The organism is Nonomuraea sp. NPDC049709 (assembly GCF_040674815.1).
Taxonomy (GTDB): domain Bacteria; phylum Actinomycetota; class Actinomycetes; order Streptosporangiales; family Streptosporangiaceae; genus Nonomuraea.
The window spans coordinates 50,566-67,192 of the sequence record NZ_JBFANM010000054.1; the positions used below are offsets into that span (position 1 = coordinate 50,566).

The following is a 16,627-nucleotide window of genomic DNA, read 5'->3' on the forward strand; positions in this document are numbered from 1 at the left end:
GGGACGGGCGGCAGGACCGGCGGGCGGGTCAGTCGCGAGCGGGCTCGGGTGCGACCTCGTGCCCGCGTTCGCTGTCAGCACCCGAATCCCGTCCGGCGGCGGCACCGGAGCCCGCGCCCGGACCGGCGGCGGCCGGGGCGGCGCCGACCGGGGCGGAGAGGCGGAGCAGCGCGCGGATGGCCGGGGAGCCGGTGAGCGTGACCACGGCGGCCAGCACGGCCGGGATGATCAGCGCCACCGGCAAGGACGTCGCCTCGGCCACGTACCCCAGCACGGCCGGCCCCAGCAGCAACCCGCTGTACCCGAAGGCGGTCACCATGGCCAGCGCCCGCCCGACCCGGCCACCGGCCGCCCCCACGGCGCTGAACAGCACCGGCACCACGGTGGCCAGCCCGACCCCGGCCAGCGCCCACCCGGTCCACGCGCACGCCACCCGCAGGCTCTCCCCCGCCAGCGGCGAGACGAGCACCAGGACGTACCCGGCGGTGGCGAACAGCCCGGCGAGCTGGATCGTCCGCACGGACCCGAGCCGGGCCCTGATGGGGTCCCCGAGCAGCCGCACGGTGGTCATGGCCACGGAGAAGATCGTGTACGCCAGCGGCGCCATGGCCGGATCGGTCTCCAGCACCCAGCGGGCGTGCAGCGCGGCCCAGTCGATGGCCGCCCCCTCGCTCAGGTGCCCGGCGAACGCGGCCAGCCCCAGCAGCGCGATCAGCCCCCAGCGCAGCGAGTTCCCCGAGCCGGAGGCGGACTCGACGGAGGCGGCGTGCTCGGGCGGGTCGGGCAGCAGCAGCCGCGCCGCCGGGACGTACAGGAACGGCACCACGAGCGCCGCCGCGATCAGCAGGGCCTGCGGGTCCAGCCCGGCCTGCAGCACGAGGGAGGTGAGCCCGCCCCCCGCCGCGCCGCCCAGGCTCCACGTGCCGTGGAAGGCCGAGATGATCGGCCGCCCGTAGCGGCGCTCGACTTCGACGGAGTGGGCGTTCATGGCGACCTCGGTCACCCCCAGCCCCATCCCGAACAGCACCGCGAGCGCCGCCAGCGCCCAGTACGAGGGCGCGAGCGCGGGCCCGAGCAGCACCAGGCCGGAGAACGGGCCGGCGAGCCAGCACACCCGCCGGCTCGACCACCGGTCCACCAGCGGCCCGGCCACCAGCATCGACACGAGCGCCCCGCCCGAGATGAGCAGCAGGACGCTGCCCAGCCGGGCGGGGCCGAGCTCGAGCCGGTCGTTCAGCGACGGCAGTCCGGCCGCCCACAAACCCATGACAAAACCGGCAAGGAAGAAGAACCCAAAGACTGCGACACGTGCTCGTCTGGCATCAGTGAGGCTTTTGTTCACGGCTAGAGCATAAACTGTGTTCGTGAATGGAGCTACGACGAGTGGCGAGCTTCGCGCGCACAACCGGGTCAGGCTGCTGCGCGCGGTCCACGACTGCGGGGCCACCCGCACCAGGTCCCAGCTCACCCGTGACCTGCACCTGGCCAGGGGCACGGCCTCGGTGCTCGTCGCCGGGCTAGTGGAGGACGGGCTGCTGCACGAGGAGCCGGCCCCGGAGCACACGCGCGGGCGGCCGACGCAGGTGCCGGGGCCGCATCCGTACGGGCCGGTCGCGCTGGCCGTGGACGTGCGGGAGGACGCGTGGGAGCTGGCGGCGTGCGAGCTGGGCGGGCGGGTCACGGTGCTCGAGGTGCGCCCGCACGACGGGACGCCGCAGGGCGCGCTCGGCAGCCTCGGCGCGGCCATCGCCACCCACGGACGCCGCCTCGGGCACCGGGTGATCGGCATCGGGGTCGCGCTGGCCGGCCCGGTCCGCCACGGCGGCCTGGTGGACATCGCCCACCTGGGCTGGCGCGCGGTCGACGTCCCCGCACTCCTGACCGCCCCCTCCCCCGGCGGGGACGCAGCGCCCGAAGGGCTCCGCGCGCCCGTCGTCGGCAACGACACCGCGTTGGCCGCCCTGGCCGAGGCGCGGCGGGGCCGGTTGCAGGGTGCCGGGGTGGGCCTGCACCTGCACGTCGACTTCGACCTGGGCGGCGTGCTGGTCGTGGACGGCCGGCCGGTCGCCGGGGCGGGCGGCACCGGCGCCGAGTTCGGCCACATGCCGCTGACCGGCGGCGACCGCCTCTGCCCGTGCGGCGCGGTCGGCTGCTGGGGCATGGACGTCGGCGCGAACGCCCTGCTCCGCCAGGTCGGCCTCGCCTACGGCGGCGGCAGGGGACGCGAGCAGGCCGAGCACGTGCTGGCCACGAGCCCGGCGGCGGTCGAGGCCACCGCCAGGGCGCTGGGACGCGGCATCGCCGCCCTGGTGAACGCCCACGACCCCGAGGTGGTCACCCTGTCCGGGCACGGCGTGGAGCTGTGGGAGCGGGCCGGGCAGGCCCTCCTGGAGGCGTACGAGCCGGGCCTCATGGCGATCCGCCGCGACCGGCCGCCCAGGATCGAGGGTTCCGCGCTCGGCTGGCGCGGCTCGCTCCTCGGCGCCATGGAGTCCGTCTTCGACGCTTTCCTCACGACCGAGGGCCTCGAACTCTGGCGGAAAAGCCACCCTGACCAGGGTCGCGACACGCCCGAGCAGCAAAGTGTGACGCATTCCACCTTGGATGGATAAAGGTCTCCATAACGCCTCCCGCCAGAAGGTCCCCTTGATGATCTTGCCGGGCCCGGCCGCGGACGGTACGCATGGAAGGGTCCAATGCGCGAAACAAATCATGACCAGAGGGATGCACGCGTGAATCTCGAACTCGCGCTCCGCATGACGGAAGCGGCCTTGAAGCAGGCGTTCCGCGAGGGCGCGTCGATCTCCGTCGCGGTCGTGGACGAGGGCGGGAATCTGGTGTCTTTCCAGCGTATGGACGGTGCGGAGATCTCCGGACCGGTGCTCGCGCAGGGCAAGGCGTACACCTCCGTGGCCCTGCGCCGACCCACTGCCGACCTGCCCGCGCTGACCGCTCCGGGAGGGGAGCTGTCGGGCCTGGCGGGCGGCCGTTTCGTGTGCTTCGGAGGTGGCGTCCCGCTCTGGTCGGGCTACGGTGAGGAAGAACGCGTGGTCGGCGGCATAGGGGTCAGCGGAGGCACCGTCACGCAGGACGTGGCCTGTGCCGAAGCGGGCGCGTCGGTGTGGTCTGCACGCTGAGCGGGCGCTTTCCGCAACACGAACCGCTGGTATCCGCCATGATTAGCCACTGCACCACGGGTAACAAGAACCCGAACGTAACTCCCCGAGGAGAGAACTGAGATGGCACTTCCCACTCTCACCCCCGAGCAGCGTCAAGCCGCTCTGGCCAAGGCCGCCGAGGCCCGTGCCGCGCGCACGGCCCTCCTGGCCAAGGTCAAGGCGGGCGAGCTGACGTTCGCTCAGCTGCTCGAGCGCGACGACGACATCGCGAAGAAGATCAAGGTCTCCCAGGCGCTCCGCGCCGTCAAGGGCGTGGGTCCGGCCAAGGCCACCGCGCTGATGGAGGAGGCGGGCGTCGACGAGAAGCGCCGCCTCGGCGGCCTGGGCGCCCAGCAGCGCAAGAAGCTGGTCGACGCGCTCGGCTAGAACCCGAGCGGCCAGGTCCGCGCGCGATGCCGCGCGGACCGGCCAGCGACCCCTCACTGGCAAGGAGGGACCGCCGAGCGGAGCCGCCCCGCTCGACGGCGGGCCAGCCCGAGGGGTCAGCACAACTCAAGAGTCAGGAACGCAGGTAGGTCAGTACGGCGAGCACCCGGCGATGCTGATCACTGTCCTCCGCGTAGAGGCCGAGCTTGTTGAAGATGCTCCTGATGTGCTTCTCCACGGCCCCGTCACTGATCACGAGCTGCCGTCCGATGGCCGGATTCGACTTCCCCTCGGCCATCAGCCCGAGCACCTCGCGCTCGCGCGGCGTGAGCTGCGCCAGCGGGTCGTCCTTGCGCCTGCGCACCATCAACTGGGACACCACCTGGGGATCGAACACGGTCCCGCCCGCGGCCACCCGCCGCAGGCCCTCCAGGAACTCGTCGACGTCGACGACCCGGTCCTTCAGCAGGTAGCCCACCGCGCCCCTGGCGTCGGCGAGCAGGTCGTCGGCATAGGACACCTCGACGTACTGCGACAGGATCAGCACGGGCGCCCCCGGCACCCGGCGCCGGGCCTCCACGGCCGCCTTGAGCCCCTCGTCGGTGAAGGACGGCGGCATCCGCACGTCCACCACCGACACGTCCGGCTTGTGCTCGGCGATCGCCTCGACGAGGGCGTCGCCGTCACCCACGGTGGCCACCACCTCGCAGCCGAACTCTTCGAGCAACCTGACCAGGCCCTCCCTGATCAGGACCGCGTCATCGGCCACGACTACCCGCACGGCACCTCCGCCACGATCAATGTGGGCCCGCCGTCGGGCGAGTGCACGCTCAGCTCCCCGTCAACGGCGCGGAGCCGGTCGGCCAGCCCGGCGAGCCCATGTCCCTTGGCGACGTGTGCGCCGCCGACCCCATCATCCCCGATCGAGAGCATGAGGACGCCACCGATGCGGGTCAGCTGGACCGTGCAGACGGTGGCCCGGCTGTGCTTGGCCACGTTGGTGAGGGTCTCGGCGCAGACGAAGTAGATGGCGTTCTCGACGGCGGCCTGGTAGCGCTCCACGGTCTGCACGTCGAGGTCGACGGGGACCGTGCAGCGCCCGGCCAGGGCGGCCAGCGCGGGCGCGAGGCCGCGGTCGGACAGGATCGGCGGGGCGATGCCGCGGGAGAGGGCACGCAGCTCGTCGAGCGTCTCGCGGGTGGCGGTGATCGCGGACTTGATCGTGGCCTGGGCGGCCTCGGGGTCCTTGGCGAGCTGGCGCTGCGCCCTGGACAGCTCCATGGCCAGCGAGACCAGCCGCTGCTGCGGCCCGTCGTGGATGTCGCGCTCCAGCTTGCGCAGCGCGTTGGCCTCGGCGGAGACGGCGGCGGCGCGGCCCTCGGCCAGGTCGTCGATGCGCTCCTGCAGCTCGGCCACGCCGGTCAGCAGCGCCCGGCCCAGCCCGGCCCGCAGCAGCGCGGCGCCGCGCACCGCGAAGGGCATGATCAGCGCGAAGACAGCGCCGAGGGACACGTAGAAGATCGAGTTGACCAGGTAGCCGTCGCCCATGCCGAGCAGCTCGGGCAGCTCGGAGTTGCCGGGGATGCGCGAGGTGATGATGCCGTACAGGGGCCAGGTGAGCCCCGCCAGGGGGATCGACCAGAACACGACGGTCAGCACGAACGAGAGGATCGCGAACGGCAGGTTGAGGATGCCGTGCAGCAGGTCGAGCCAGGACTGCCCGCTCATCAGCGGGTTGACGAGCCGGCGGAACCGGCCGGCGCCGGGCGGGGCGGGCCGGTAGCGCGGCCGTACGGGGGGCCGCTTGAGCACGTCGGACAGCCAGCCGCGCTCCGCGTCGGCGAAACCCCGCGCGAGCATCAGCGTGCCCGCCAGCAGCGGCACGCCTATCCACACGACCGCGGTGCCCAGGCCGGCGGCGAAGCCCGCGATCATGAGCACGAAGCCGATGAGCGTCGTCGGCAGGCCGACCAGGGTGTAGCGGGTGTCGAGGAGGACACGCCTCATCAGGGAGCGCATGGCCCCAACGGTATGACGTCGCCACGAGCGGCACGAGCGGGTGCGCAGGTGTGCGGGGGTAGGGCCAGCCCTACCGGGCCCGGTGGTGGGTCCTGGACCCGAGAACGGCGGCTCGCGGCAATGTGCGCGGCGGCCCCGGACGGAAGCCTTGAGGCATCAGCTCCCCCCGTGAAGCGAGGCTCCCATGACCGTCCTGCTGGACCGCCCGATCGCCGCTCCCGCGGAGCCGCGCCGTACGGCAGGTGCGCGTCCGGCGGGCCGCGATCCGTTCATCGACCTGCTGCGCGTGGTCGGCATGGCGCTCATCGTCTTCCAGCACTGGACGATACCCGTGCTGTCCTACGACGGCGACCGGCTGACCACGGGCAACGCGCTGTCGACGCCCGGCGTGTGGGTGGTGACGTGGGTCAGCCAGGTGATGCCGCTGGTGTTCTTCGCGGGCGGCGCGGCGAACGCGATCAGCTTCGGCCGGTCGGACAGGGCCGCGCCGCCGTGGCTGGCGGTCCGGCTGCGCCGGCTGGCCTGGCCGCTGCTGCCGCTGGCGGCGGTGTGGATCCCGCTGCCGCACATCCTGCTCACGCTGGGGGTGCCGGAGCAGCCCCTCGACGTGGGCGCCAAGCTCACGGGCCAGCTGTTGTGGTTCCTGGCCGTGTACCTGATCGCCGTCACGGCCACCCCGTACGCGCTGCGCCTGCACGAGCGGTACGGCTGGCGGGTGCCCGCTGTGCTGGCGGCCGGGGCGGTGCTGGTGGACGTGGCCCGGTTCGCGACCGGGTTCGAGGCCGTGGGCTACCTGAACGTGCTGTTCGTCTGGCTGGCCGTGCACCAGCTCGGCTTCTTCTACGCCGAGGGGCGCCTGCGGCGGCCGTGGCTGCTGGTGGTGGGCGGGTTCGGCGCGGCCGCGCTGCTGGTGACCCAGGGCCCGTACCCGGGCAGCATGATCGGCCTGCCGGGTGCCGAGGTGTCCAACATGGCCCCGCCCACGCTCGCCATGCTCGCCGTCGGCCTCGGTCAGATCGGCCTGGCCACGCTGCTGCGCCCGGCGCTGCTCCGGCTGCCCACGGCCCGCCTGCTGGCCTGGGCGAGCCCGCGGATCATGACGGTGTACCTGTGGCACATGCCGGCCCTGTTCGCGGTGACCGGGGTGACGGTGGTGCTGCTGGGCGTGGACACGCCGCGGCCGGGCAGCGTGTTGTGGTTCGCCGGGTGGCCGGTCTGGTTCGGGCTGCTGTGCCTGGTCCTGTGGCCGCTGGTGAAGGGGTTCGCCCGGTTCGAGACGCCGCCGGCGCTGCCGTACGGGACCGGTGGGCTGCGGGTCACGCTCGTGGCGACCGGGCTGATCGGGGCCGGGGTGCTGACGCTGACGGTCGGCGGCTTCGCGCCCGGCGGCGGGCCGTTCCTGGCGGTGCTCGCGCTGCTCGGCGGGCTGCTGATGACGGTGCCTCGGACACGGGGATAGCGATCGCTTATGGACATACTCGGTCAGCACATTCCGCACGTTTCTGACTGAATCAGATCGGTTCGGTCTTGACTAGATCGTTTCTCTGATATTTCCTGCGGTCGAGCGGTTCAGCGAGGCGCGGGAGGCCACATGGAGCACGACGCATCGATCGGGCGGCGCAGGTTCCTCGTCACGGGCGGGGTCACGGCGGCGGCACTGGCGGCCGGCGGCCCCGCCCTGGCGGAGGGACCCGGCGACGGCACGCGGGTCCGGTTCGTCAAGCGGCCGGCCGCCCCCACCGGCGGCGGACTGTACGCCCCGAACCGCGCGCCCCTCTCCCCCACCCCGTTCCTCAGGCTGCCGCCCGGCGCCGTGCAGGCGCGCGGCTGGCTGGGGCATCAGCTCCGGTTACAGCTCGACGGGCTCTGCGGGCGCTACGACGAGGTCTCCGACTTCCTGGCCTACGACACCTGCGGCTGGGTGCACCCGGACAGGGGCGCCTGGGAGGAACTGCCGTACTGGCTGCGCGGGTTCGGCGACCTGGCGTACGTGACCGGCGACACCGCCGCCCTGGCCAAGACCGAGCGGTGGCTGACGGGGATCATCGCCACCCAGCAGCCGGACGGCTGGTTCGGGCCGGCGCGGCTGCGTACCTCGCTGGAGGACGGCCCGGACTTCTGGCCGGGGATGCCGCTGCTGTCGGCGTTCCGCTCCTGGTACGAGTACGCGGGCGACGAGCGGGTGCTGCCCTTCATGACCGGATATTTCCGGCTCCAGGCCGCCCAGCCCGCCGAGGTCTTCAACCGGAGCTGGGGCGCCTTCCGCTGGGGCGACAACATCGACAGCGTCTACTGGCTCTACAACCGCACCGGCGAGGGCTGGCTGCTGGACCTGGTGCGCAAGATGCACTCCGGCTCGGCCGACTACGTGAACGGGCTGCCGACGCGGCACAACGTCAACATCGCACAGGGCTTCCGCGAGCCGCTCCAGTACGGCCTGCTCGCGGGCGACCCCGCCCTCGCCCGGGCCACGTACCGGAACTACGCCACCGTGATGGGGCAGTTCGGGCAGTTCCCCGGGGGCGGGTTCGCCGGCGACGAGAACACCAGGGACGGCTTCGACGACCCCCGGCAGGGCTTCGAGACCTGCGGGATCGTGGAGTTCATGCACAGCTTCGAGATGCTGACGCGCTTCACCGGGGACCCGGTGTGGGCCGACCGGTGCGAGGAGCTGGCGATCAACTCGATGCCCGCCGCCTTCGACCCCGAGCAGAAGTCGGTCCACTACATCACCAGCGCCAACAGCGTCCGCCTCGACCGGACGGCCAAGCTCCACGGCCAGTTCCAGAACGGCTTCGGCATGGAGGCGTACCTGCCGGGCGTGCACAACTACCGCTGCTGCCCGCACAACTACGGCATGGGCTGGCCCTACTACGCCGAGGAGCTCTGGCTCGCCACGCACGACCGGGGCCTGGCGGCCTCGATGTACGCCGACTCCGCGGTCACCGCCCGCGTCGCCGGGGGCCAGGAGGTGACGGTCGACCAGCGCACCGGCTACCCGTTCGACGAGACGATCCGGCTCACCGTGGCCACCGCCGAGCCCGTCGCCTTCCCCCTCTACCTGCGGATCCCCGGGTGGTGCCGGAACCCCGCGCTGCGCGTGGCCGGGCGCGCCCAGCCGGTCGCCACGGACGGCGCGGGTTACGTCGTCGTCGAGCGCACCTGGCGCGCGGGCGACCGGGTGGAGCTGACGCTGCCGATGCGCACGTCCGTACGCACCTGGACGCGCAACCACGGCTCCGTCTCGGTGGACCACGGCCCGCTGACCTTCTCCCTGGCGATCGGCGAGAGCTGGCGGCGCACCGGCGGCACGCCGGACTGGCCCGAGTTCGAGGTCTTCCCCGAGACGGCCTGGAACTACGCGCTCGACCGGCCTCAGCCCGGCCGCCTGCGCCTGGTGCGGCGGCGCGGCCCGCTCCCCGACAACCCCTTCACGCCCCAGACGGCCCCGCTGGAGCTGCGCGCCCGCGCCAGGAAGGTCGGGAACTGGCAGGCGGACCCGCAGGGCGTGGTCCGCGAGCTGCAGGACAGCCCGGCGCGCACGGACAGCCCGGTGGAGGAGGTCCGGCTGATCCCCATGGGCGCCGCCCGCCTGCGCATCACCTCGTTCCCGGTCGCCGGGAACGGCCCGGACGCGCACGAGTGGACGCTGCCCGAGTTCGAGGCGTCCGCCTCGCACGCCGAGGGCTCCATGCTCGCCCTGTACGACGGCAGGTGGCCCGGCAGCTCCGCCGACCACGGCATCCCCCGCTTCACCTGGTGGGACCACCTGGGCACCGAGGAGTGGGTGCAGTACACCTACCGGGAGCCGAAGCGGATCGCCGGCTGCGCGCTCTACTGGTTCGACGACACTGGCATCGGCCGCTGCCGCGTCCCGGCGTCGTGGGAACTGCGCTGGCTCGACGGCGACCAGTGGCGCCCGGTCACCTCGCCCTCCGGCTACGGCGTGGCCCCGGACACGGTCAACCGCGTCACCTTCGACCCGGTCACCACGAAGGGCCTGCGGATCGTGGCCCGCCTGCGGAACGACTTCTCCGCCGGCCTCCTCGAATGGGAGGTGCCCACCGCGACACCGTGAGGACCCGGAAACACGCGCGTCATCTCCCGTTGAGGAAAATTGCGGCATGACGAAGATCCGTGCCCTCGCCGGAACCGACCTCCCGGCCGTCGCCGACATCTACTCCCACTACGTGACCACCACCGTGGCCACGTTCGACGAGACGCCGCTCTCGCTCGACGACTGGCGGGCGAAGGCGGCGGGCATCACCGGGGCCGGGCTGCCGTTCCTGGTGGCCGAGGCGGACGGCGAGGTGGCCGGATACGCCTACCTCGCCCAATATCGCCCCAAGCCCGCCTACCGCCACACCCTGGAGGACACCATCTACCTGGCCCCCGGCCACACCGGGCGGGGGCTCGGGCGGTTGCTGCTCGGCGGCCTGATCGAGCGGGCCCGCGAGACCCCGGCCCGCCAGCTCATCGCGGTGATCGCCGACTCGGGAGACCCGTCCTCGACGCGGCTGCACGAGAAGTTCGGTTTCCAGCCGGTGGGCCGGTTGACGGCCGTCGGGTTCAAGCACGGGCGGTGGATCGACACCGCCCTGCTTCAGCTCGATCTGGCACAGACCTTTACGAACTTCGCCGCCACCGGTTCGACCACCCGGCAAACTTCGGCAGGATAGGTGTGTGAGCCTACTCGTTGACCGCCTGCCCGAAGAGATCGACGCCGATCCCGACGCCATCTTCGACGCGTTCGTCGCCTGGAACGCCGAGCGGGGGCTCACGCTCTATCCGGCCCAGGAGGAGGCCCTCATCGAGGTGGTCTCCGGGAGCAACCTGATCCTGGCCACGCCGACGGGGTCGGGCAAGTCGCTGGTGGCCGCGGGTGCCCACTTCGCCGCGCTGACGCGCGACCAGCGCACGTTCTACACCGCGCCGATCAAGGCGCTGGTCTCGGAGAAGTTCTTCGACCTGTGCGCCGTCTTCGGCACCGAGAACGTCGGCATGATGACCGGTGACGCCAGCGTCAACCCGGGCGCGCCGATCATCTGCTGCACGGCCGAGATCCTGGCCAACGTGGCGCTGCGCGACGGCGCGGGGGCCGACATCGGCCAGGTCGTGATGGACGAGTTCCACTTCTACGCCGAGCCCGACCGCGGCTGGGCGTGGCAGGTGCCGCTGCTCGAGCTGCCCAACGTGCAGTTCATCCTGATGTCGGCCACCCTCGGCGACGTGTCGATGTTCGAGCGCGACCTGACCCGGCGCACCGGGCGGCCGACCTCGGTGGTCAAGCACGCCGAGCGGCCGGTGCCGCTGGTCTACTCCTACCGGATGACCCCGCTGCACGAGACGCTGGAGGAGATGCTCTCGACCGGCCAGGCGCCCGTCTACGTCGTGCACTTCACTCAGGCCGCGGCCATGGAGCGGGCCCAGGCCCTGATGTCGATCAACATGGCGACCAAGGCCGAGAAAGAGGCCATCGCCGCCATGATCGGCGGCTTCCGCTTCACCACCCGCTTCGGCCGGGCATTGTCACGGCTGGTCCGCCACGGCATCGGCGTGCACCACGCGGGCATGCTGCCGAAATACCGGCGCCTGGTCGAGCGGCTGGCCCAGGCCGGGCTGCTGAAGGTCATCTGCGGCACCGACACGCTGGGCGTCGGCGTCAACGTGCCGATCCGCACCGTGCTGTTCACCGCCCTGTCCAAGTACGACGGCAACAAGGTGCGCCGGCTGCGCGCCCGCGAGTTCCACCAGATCGCCGGCCGGGCGGGCCGCGCCGGGTTCGACACCATCGGCTACGTCGCCTGCCAGGCCCCCGAGCACGACATCGAGAACGCCAAGGCGCTGGCCAAGATCGGCGACGACCCCAAGCGGCGGCGCGGCTACGCCCGCAAGAAGCCGCCGGAGGGCTTCGTCGGCTGGAGCGAGGACACGTTCCAGAAGCTCCAGGACGCCGAGCCCGAGCCGCTCAACTCCCGGTTCAAGGTCAGCAACGCCATGCTGCTCGCGGTGATCAACCGCCCCGGCGACTGCTTCCAGGCGATGAAGCACCTGCTGACCGACAACCACGAGGACCGCAAGTGGCAGCGGCGGCACATCAGCCAGGCCATCGCCATCTACCGGTCGCTGCTGGCCGGCGGCATCGTGGAGCAGTTCACCGAGCCCGACGAGCAGGGCAGGCGGGCCCGGCTGACGATCGACCTGCAGGAGGACTTCGCGCTCAACCAGGCGCTGTCCACGTTCGCGCTGGCGGCGTTCGACCTGCTCGACCGCGAGTCGCCGTCCTACGCCCTCGACGTGGTCTCGATCGTGGAGTCGATCCTCGACGACCCGCGCCAGATCCTGTCCGCCCAGCTCAAGAAGGCCAGGGGCGAGGCCGTCGCGCAGATGAAGGCCGACGGGATCGAATACGAGGAGCGCATGGAGCAGCTGGCAGAGGTGATGTACCCGATGCCGCTCGACGACCTGCTGCTCGGCGCCTACGAGACCTACCGGCGGGGCCACCCGTGGGTGGGCGACTACACGGTGAGCCCGAAGTCCGTGGTGCGCGACATGTTCGAGCGGGCCATGACGTTCAGCGAGTACATCCAGGTCTACGAGCTGGCCCGCTCCGAGGGCACGGTGCTGCGCTACCTGGCCGACGCCTACCGGACGCTGTCGCGCACGGTGCCCGAGCACCTCAAGACCGACGACCTGGTCGACCTGATCGAGTGGCTCGGCGAGCTGGTCCGCCAGGTCGACTCCTCGCTGATCGACGAGTGGGAGAAGCTGACCAACCCGGCGGCGGCGCTGGAGGAGCAGCAGCAGCTCGAGGCCAAGGTGCGGCCGGTCACCGCCAACCCGCGGGCCTTCCGGGTGCTGGTGCGCAACGCGATGTTCCGGCTGGTCGAGCTGTGCGCCGTGGAGAAGGAGGAGGAACTGGCGGAGCTCGCTCCCGACGTCGACTGGGGCGCGGCGCTGGACGCCTACTACGCCGACCACGAGGAGATCTTCACCGACGCCGACGCGCGCGGGCCCGCGCTGCTGCGCATCGAGGAGGAGAGCGGGCTGTGGAAGGTGCGGCAGACGATCAAGGATCCGGCCGGCGACGGTGACTGGGGCATCGACGCCCAGGTCGACCTGGCCGCCTCCGACGAGGAGGGCCGCGCGGTCCTGCACGTCCAGGGGCTGAACCGGCTGTAGGGAGAGCGACAAGCCGTGTGCCGGAACGGACTGGCAAGGGCGTTCCGGCACAGGCCTGTCGATTCAGTTTCGGCCGAGAAACGTCGGGGTCGTGTCATGACAATGTCCCAAGATCGAGACATTCCCTGCAATCAGCAGTCGGCGATGGTGCAGACCTTGGCGAGCATGCGCTTGCCGTCCTGCGTCTGCCGCTTGAAGTCGGCCGCGGCGGGCTTGCCCCACTCGCCCGACACGGTGTAGAGGATCAGGGCGTTCGCCCGGCGGGTCACGATGGCCCGCTCGCCGCCGATGGCCGGCTTCTTGCCCTGATACGCCTGGCCGGTGACCGACAGCCCCTTGTCGCCCAGCTTGATCGCGGCGGCGGAGTAGCGGTAGCCGGAGGTCCCGCAGGCGCGTACGGCGGCCTCCAGGTCACGCATGGCCTTGCCCGCGGCCGCCGCCGACGCGTAGAGGATCACCTGCTCCGACTTGGAGTAGTCGGGCACCGCCGTGTAGATGAGCGTCCTGGCCGACGTCCGCCCCACCTGGCCCAGCTTGGCCTTCTGGCACGGGTTGACGACCAGCCGGGCCGACGTCTTCCCGCCGGCCGACCAGCTCGTCTCGGGGTCGTTGTCCTTCTTGGCGGCGTCCTTCTCGTACAGCAGGAAGTTGTTCGGGATGACGAGCGAAGCCGCCAGCACTAATGCTGTGATCATGGGACAAAATGGTAGGGGTGAATGACGAAGAGATCAGGCGCGTCCTCGGGCTGCTCTACCAGGACGACACACTAAGGACTTTCGCCTCCCTGGTGCTCGGCGTCACCGACGACCTCTCCCCGAAGTCGCTGCGGAAGCTGGCCGGCGGCGGCCTGGCGGAGTGCGACGAGAGCGGCGCGTGGCGGGCCACGCCCGAGCGCTTCCGCGACCTGCTGCGGGCGCGGGCCGAGCCGGCGCAGGAGCTGAGCCCCGAGGAGCGGGTGCTGCGCACGTTCCTGGTGGACGGGCGGCTGACGACCCTGGCGATGCGGCGCGACAAGCGGCTCGTCGTGCTGCGCTACATCGCGACGGTCTTCGAGCCCGGCGTCCGCTACGCCGAGAAGGACGTGAACGTGGCCCTGCGCGCCTTCCACGACGACTACGCCGCGCTGCGCCGCTACCTGGTGGACGAGGACCTGCTGTCACGTGAGGGCAACGTCTACTGGCGCAGCGGCGGCCACGTGGACGTCTGGGCGGGGTCTTAGGCGAGGTCTCAGGCGGGGTCTCAGGCGGGGTCTCAGGCGGGGTCTCAGACGAGGTCTCAGACGAGGTCTCAGACGAGGTCTCAGACGAGGTCTCAGACGAGGTCTCAGACGAGGTTGAGGACGGGGCTGCCGGGCTCGATGACGAAGGAGCCGGAGGTGTACGCGGGGGCGCCGGGCTCGCTGACCCGGGACACCGAGCGGAAGTCGACGCTCATCTCCTGCTGGGTGAGCCTGGCGCGCACGTAACCGCGGCGGCCGTTGAAGAACTTCACGTGCGGGTTCTCCGCCAGCAGGGTGCCCGTGTTCGGGTACTCGTCGAGGCCGTCGCCCGCGCTCGTCACGGACGTGGTGACCAGCTCGACGGCGACGGAGGCGGACCCGGGGTCCCGGTAGTCGCGCTTGACCTCGCCGGCCCAGTGGGAGTGCACGTCGCCGGTCAGCACGACCGCGTTGCGGCCGTGGTCCTCGATGGCGGCGGTCAGGCGGTCGCGGGAGGCGACATAGCCGTCCCAGCCCTCGTTCGAATAGCCCTTGCCCTCTCCGTTGACCCAGTCCATCTCCATGAGGAAGACCTGCTGGCCGAGCAGGTCCCAGGTGGCCCGCGAGCGTCTGAGCCGCTCGTCGAGCCAGGTCTCCTGCTCGCGGCCGAGGATGGTCCTGTTCGGCGCGAAGCGCTCCTGGCAGTCGGGGCCGACCGTGCCGCTCTTGCCGGTGCAGGCGTACACGTCGCGGTACTGGCGGGTGTCGAGCAGGTGCAGGTTGGCGACCGCGCCCCACCGGATGCTCCGGTACATCCTGAGCGCCGCCCCGTCCGGCCTCTGGGCGCGGCGCAGCGGCATGTTCTCGTAGTACGCGCGGAACGCCGCGGCCCGGCGCTCCAGGAACGACGCGTCGGGCTGCTCGGGCACCTCCCCGGCCCAGGCGTTCTCCACGTCGTGGTCGTCCCACACCACCACCCAGGGGGCGACGGCGTGGGCCAGCCGCGTGTCCGGGTCGGCCTTGTGCTGGGCGTGGCGCAGGCGGTATCCGGCCAGGTCGAGGCACTCGCCGCCGGCCTGGTCGCGGACGGGGTGCTGGTAGTCGCCGTACTCGTAGACGTAGTCGCCGAGGAAGGCGATCAGGTCGGGCTGGTCCTCGGCCATCCTGCGGTAGGCGGTGAACCAGCCGGACTGGTAGTCGGCACACGAGGCGAACGACAGGTTGAGCGGCGTGCCGCGGGTGCCGGGGGCGGGGGTGGTGCGGGTGCGGCCGACCGGGCTGATCTCGCGGTCGGCCCTGAAGCGGTAGAAGTACTCGGCGCCGGGGTCGAGGCCGTCGAGCTCGACGTGCACGCTGTGGGCCGCGCCGGGGCGGGCCTCTTGGACGCCGCGTCGTACGACATGTCGGAAGTTTTCGTCTCTGGCGAGCTGCCACTGCACCGGCACCCGGCGATCCGGCATGCCGCCCAGCCCGTCGGGCGCGAGCGGATCCGTGGCGAGCCGGGTCCACAACACCACTCCGTCGTGCGTGGGCTCACCCGAGGCGACGCCGAGCTGGAAGGGGTCGGTCAGGGGGACGCGCCGGGCCGCCGCGCGCACGGGGCTCTCGCCCGTCGCGGCGAAGGTGGCCAGGCCGAGGCCCCCGGCGAGAAGCGCACGCCGGATGATCATGGGGGTCCTTACGTGGGGGTGGCGTAACCTGCGGCGACAGCCTGACGGGCGCCCGGTTTCGCAGAGCGTTCGCGGGGGGACATTCCGCTGAAGTTCTGGTTAACCTTCGAGGTCAGAGCCTTGCGGGGCGCTCAGGGGCGGACGCGGGCGCGGTAGTCGCGGGGCGGCAGGCCGTACTCCTTCCTGAAGGCCCGGCTGAAGTGGAACGGGCTGACGAAGCCCGAGGCCGCCGCCACCTGCCCGACGTCCATGTCCGTCACCTCCAGCAGGCTCGCGGCGTGCCGCACCCGGGCCCGGCGCACGGCCTGCATGGGCGTCTGGCCGGTCTCCTCGGCGAACAGGTGGGCGAAGCGGGAGGGCGAGAGCGCGACCGTGCGCGCGAGCGAGGCGACCGAGTGCGGCGCCCCCGGCTCGGCCGCGATGATCGCCAGGACGCGGCGTACCCGCTCGTCCCCCTCCTCGCCCCGCCCCGCGGGCCGCGCCAAGGCGGTGGCCAGCACCAGCACCTCTTCCACGGCCCCCATGACCAGCTCCCGCGCCGCCCCGCCGACCACGACGGCCGGGCCGCGCGGCGCGGCGGGAACCGGCGTGTCGGGCGTCCACCGCGCGTCGCGGAGCGCCCGCCGGAACGCCAGGTCGATACGCCCGTGCACAGGCTGCGGCACGCCCGCCACCACATGGCAGCCGTCGTCCCCGACATACGGCGCCAGCCACGCCGCCCAGGACGCCCGTGGCTGGAAGTGCACCCACCAGAACCGCCACCGCTCCGCCCCGGGCCGCACCCGGTAGTGCTGGGCCACCCCCGACCCCAGCACCACCAGGTCACCCGGCCCCACCTCGCGCGACGCGCCGCCCTGCGCGACGTATCCGGCCCCCGCCTCGGTCCACAGCAGCAGCCAGCTCGGCGACCCGCCCGCCCGGCGCGTGGCGTAGCCGGGCGCCTTGTCGTAGTGGCCCACGATCATCAGGTCGGCAGCAGGAACAGACAGGTCCTCAGCGGTCATGGGCATACC

At 72.0% G+C, this 16,627-nt stretch carries 14 protein-coding genes; 8 read left to right on the forward strand and 6 right to left on the reverse strand.

The features are described from left to right. Positions 1-28: 28 nt before the first annotated feature. Complete coding sequence (locus AB0J69_RS41320) at positions 29-1,468, reverse strand: MFS transporter (protein WP_364129553.1); 1,440 nt, start codon at positions 1,466-1,468, stop codon at positions 29-31. Between AB0J69_RS41320 and AB0J69_RS41325 the strand changes: the two genes are divergently transcribed. The 3 genes from AB0J69_RS41325 (at position 1,365) to mihF (ending at position 3,545) form a co-directional block, all read left to right on the forward strand. Then, the gene (locus tag AB0J69_RS41325; RefSeq protein ID WP_364129555.1) at positions 1,365-2,612 is read left to right on the forward strand and encodes an ROK family transcriptional regulator; all 1,248 of its coding nucleotides are present in this window, start codon (positions 1,365-1,367) and stop codon (positions 2,610-2,612) included. The two genes, AB0J69_RS41320 and AB0J69_RS41325, sit on opposite strands and share 104 nt — an antisense overlap. Before the next feature lie 120 nt (positions 2,613-2,732). Further along, positions 2,733-3,137: a heme-binding protein gene (locus AB0J69_RS41330; RefSeq protein WP_364129558.1), complete on the forward strand. Its 405-nt coding sequence runs from the start codon at positions 2,733-2,735 to the stop codon at positions 3,135-3,137. A gap of 102 nt (positions 3,138-3,239) precedes the next feature. Beyond that, positions 3,240-3,545 (forward strand): integration host factor, actinobacterial type, encoded by a 306-nt coding sequence (mihF, locus tag AB0J69_RS41335; protein ID WP_043641121.1) that lies wholly within the window; start codon positions 3,240-3,242, stop codon positions 3,543-3,545. A gap of 133 nt (positions 3,546-3,678) precedes the next feature. On the opposite strand, the gene AB0J69_RS41340 is transcribed toward mihF, so the two are convergent. Beyond that, entirely contained in the window at positions 3,679-4,326 is a 648-nt protein-coding gene (locus AB0J69_RS41340; RefSeq protein ID WP_358105265.1) for a response regulator transcription factor, read from the reverse strand. Further along, entirely contained in the window at positions 4,317-5,564 is a 1,248-nt protein-coding gene (locus tag AB0J69_RS41345) for a sensor domain-containing protein (protein WP_364129561.1), read from the reverse strand. Before AB0J69_RS41345 ends, AB0J69_RS41340 begins: the two co-directional genes overlap by 10 nt. A gap of 184 nt (positions 5,565-5,748) precedes the next feature. Between AB0J69_RS41345 and AB0J69_RS41350 the strand changes: the two genes are divergently transcribed. The 4 genes from AB0J69_RS41350 to AB0J69_RS41365 all read left to right on the forward strand — a co-directional run bounded on the left by AB0J69_RS41350 (position 5,749) and on the right by AB0J69_RS41365 (position 12,746). Next, the gene (locus tag AB0J69_RS41350; RefSeq protein ID WP_364129563.1) at positions 5,749-7,023 is read left to right on the forward strand and encodes an acyltransferase; all 1,275 of its coding nucleotides are present in this window, start codon (positions 5,749-5,751) and stop codon (positions 7,021-7,023) included. A 132-nt stretch (positions 7,024-7,155) separates the two neighbouring features. Beyond that, positions 7,156-9,642: a beta-L-arabinofuranosidase domain-containing protein gene (locus AB0J69_RS41355; protein WP_364129566.1), complete on the forward strand. Its 2,487-nt coding sequence runs from the start codon at positions 7,156-7,158 to the stop codon at positions 9,640-9,642. A 46-nt stretch (positions 9,643-9,688) separates the two neighbouring features. Then, a complete protein-coding gene (locus AB0J69_RS41360) occupies positions 9,689-10,243 on the forward strand; it encodes an N-acetyltransferase family protein (protein ID WP_364129569.1) in 555 nt (184 codons plus the stop codon). A gap of 4 nt (positions 10,244-10,247) precedes the next feature. Further along, entirely contained in the window at positions 10,248-12,746 is a 2,499-nt protein-coding gene (locus AB0J69_RS41365) for a DUF3516 domain-containing protein (RefSeq protein WP_364129572.1), read from the forward strand. Between the two features lie 131 nt (positions 12,747-12,877). On the opposite strand, the gene AB0J69_RS41370 is transcribed toward AB0J69_RS41365, so the two are convergent. Beyond that, positions 12,878-13,441, reverse strand: coding sequence for a hypothetical protein (locus AB0J69_RS41370; protein WP_364129575.1), 564 nt, complete (start codon positions 13,439-13,441; stop codon positions 12,878-12,880). 17 nt (positions 13,442-13,458) lie between these two features. On the opposite strand from AB0J69_RS41370, the gene AB0J69_RS41375 reads away from it, so the two are divergent. Then, positions 13,459-13,965 (forward strand): DUF2087 domain-containing protein, encoded by a 507-nt coding sequence (locus tag AB0J69_RS41375; protein WP_364129577.1) that lies wholly within the window; start codon positions 13,459-13,461, stop codon positions 13,963-13,965. A gap of 104 nt (positions 13,966-14,069) precedes the next feature. Here the strand turns inward: AB0J69_RS41375 and AB0J69_RS41380 are convergent, their stop codons facing one another. Together AB0J69_RS41380 and AB0J69_RS41385 are read right to left on the reverse strand one after the other, a co-directional pair. Then, on the reverse strand, positions 14,070-15,614 hold the full coding sequence (locus tag AB0J69_RS41380; RefSeq protein ID WP_364129579.1) for an alkaline phosphatase D family protein: 1,545 nt from the start codon (positions 15,612-15,614) through the stop codon (positions 14,070-14,072). Between the two features lie 131 nt (positions 15,615-15,745). Next, entirely contained in the window at positions 15,746-16,618 is an 873-nt protein-coding gene (locus tag AB0J69_RS41385) for a helix-turn-helix domain-containing protein (protein WP_364129582.1), read from the reverse strand. Positions 16,619-16,627: the final 9 nt, after the last annotated feature.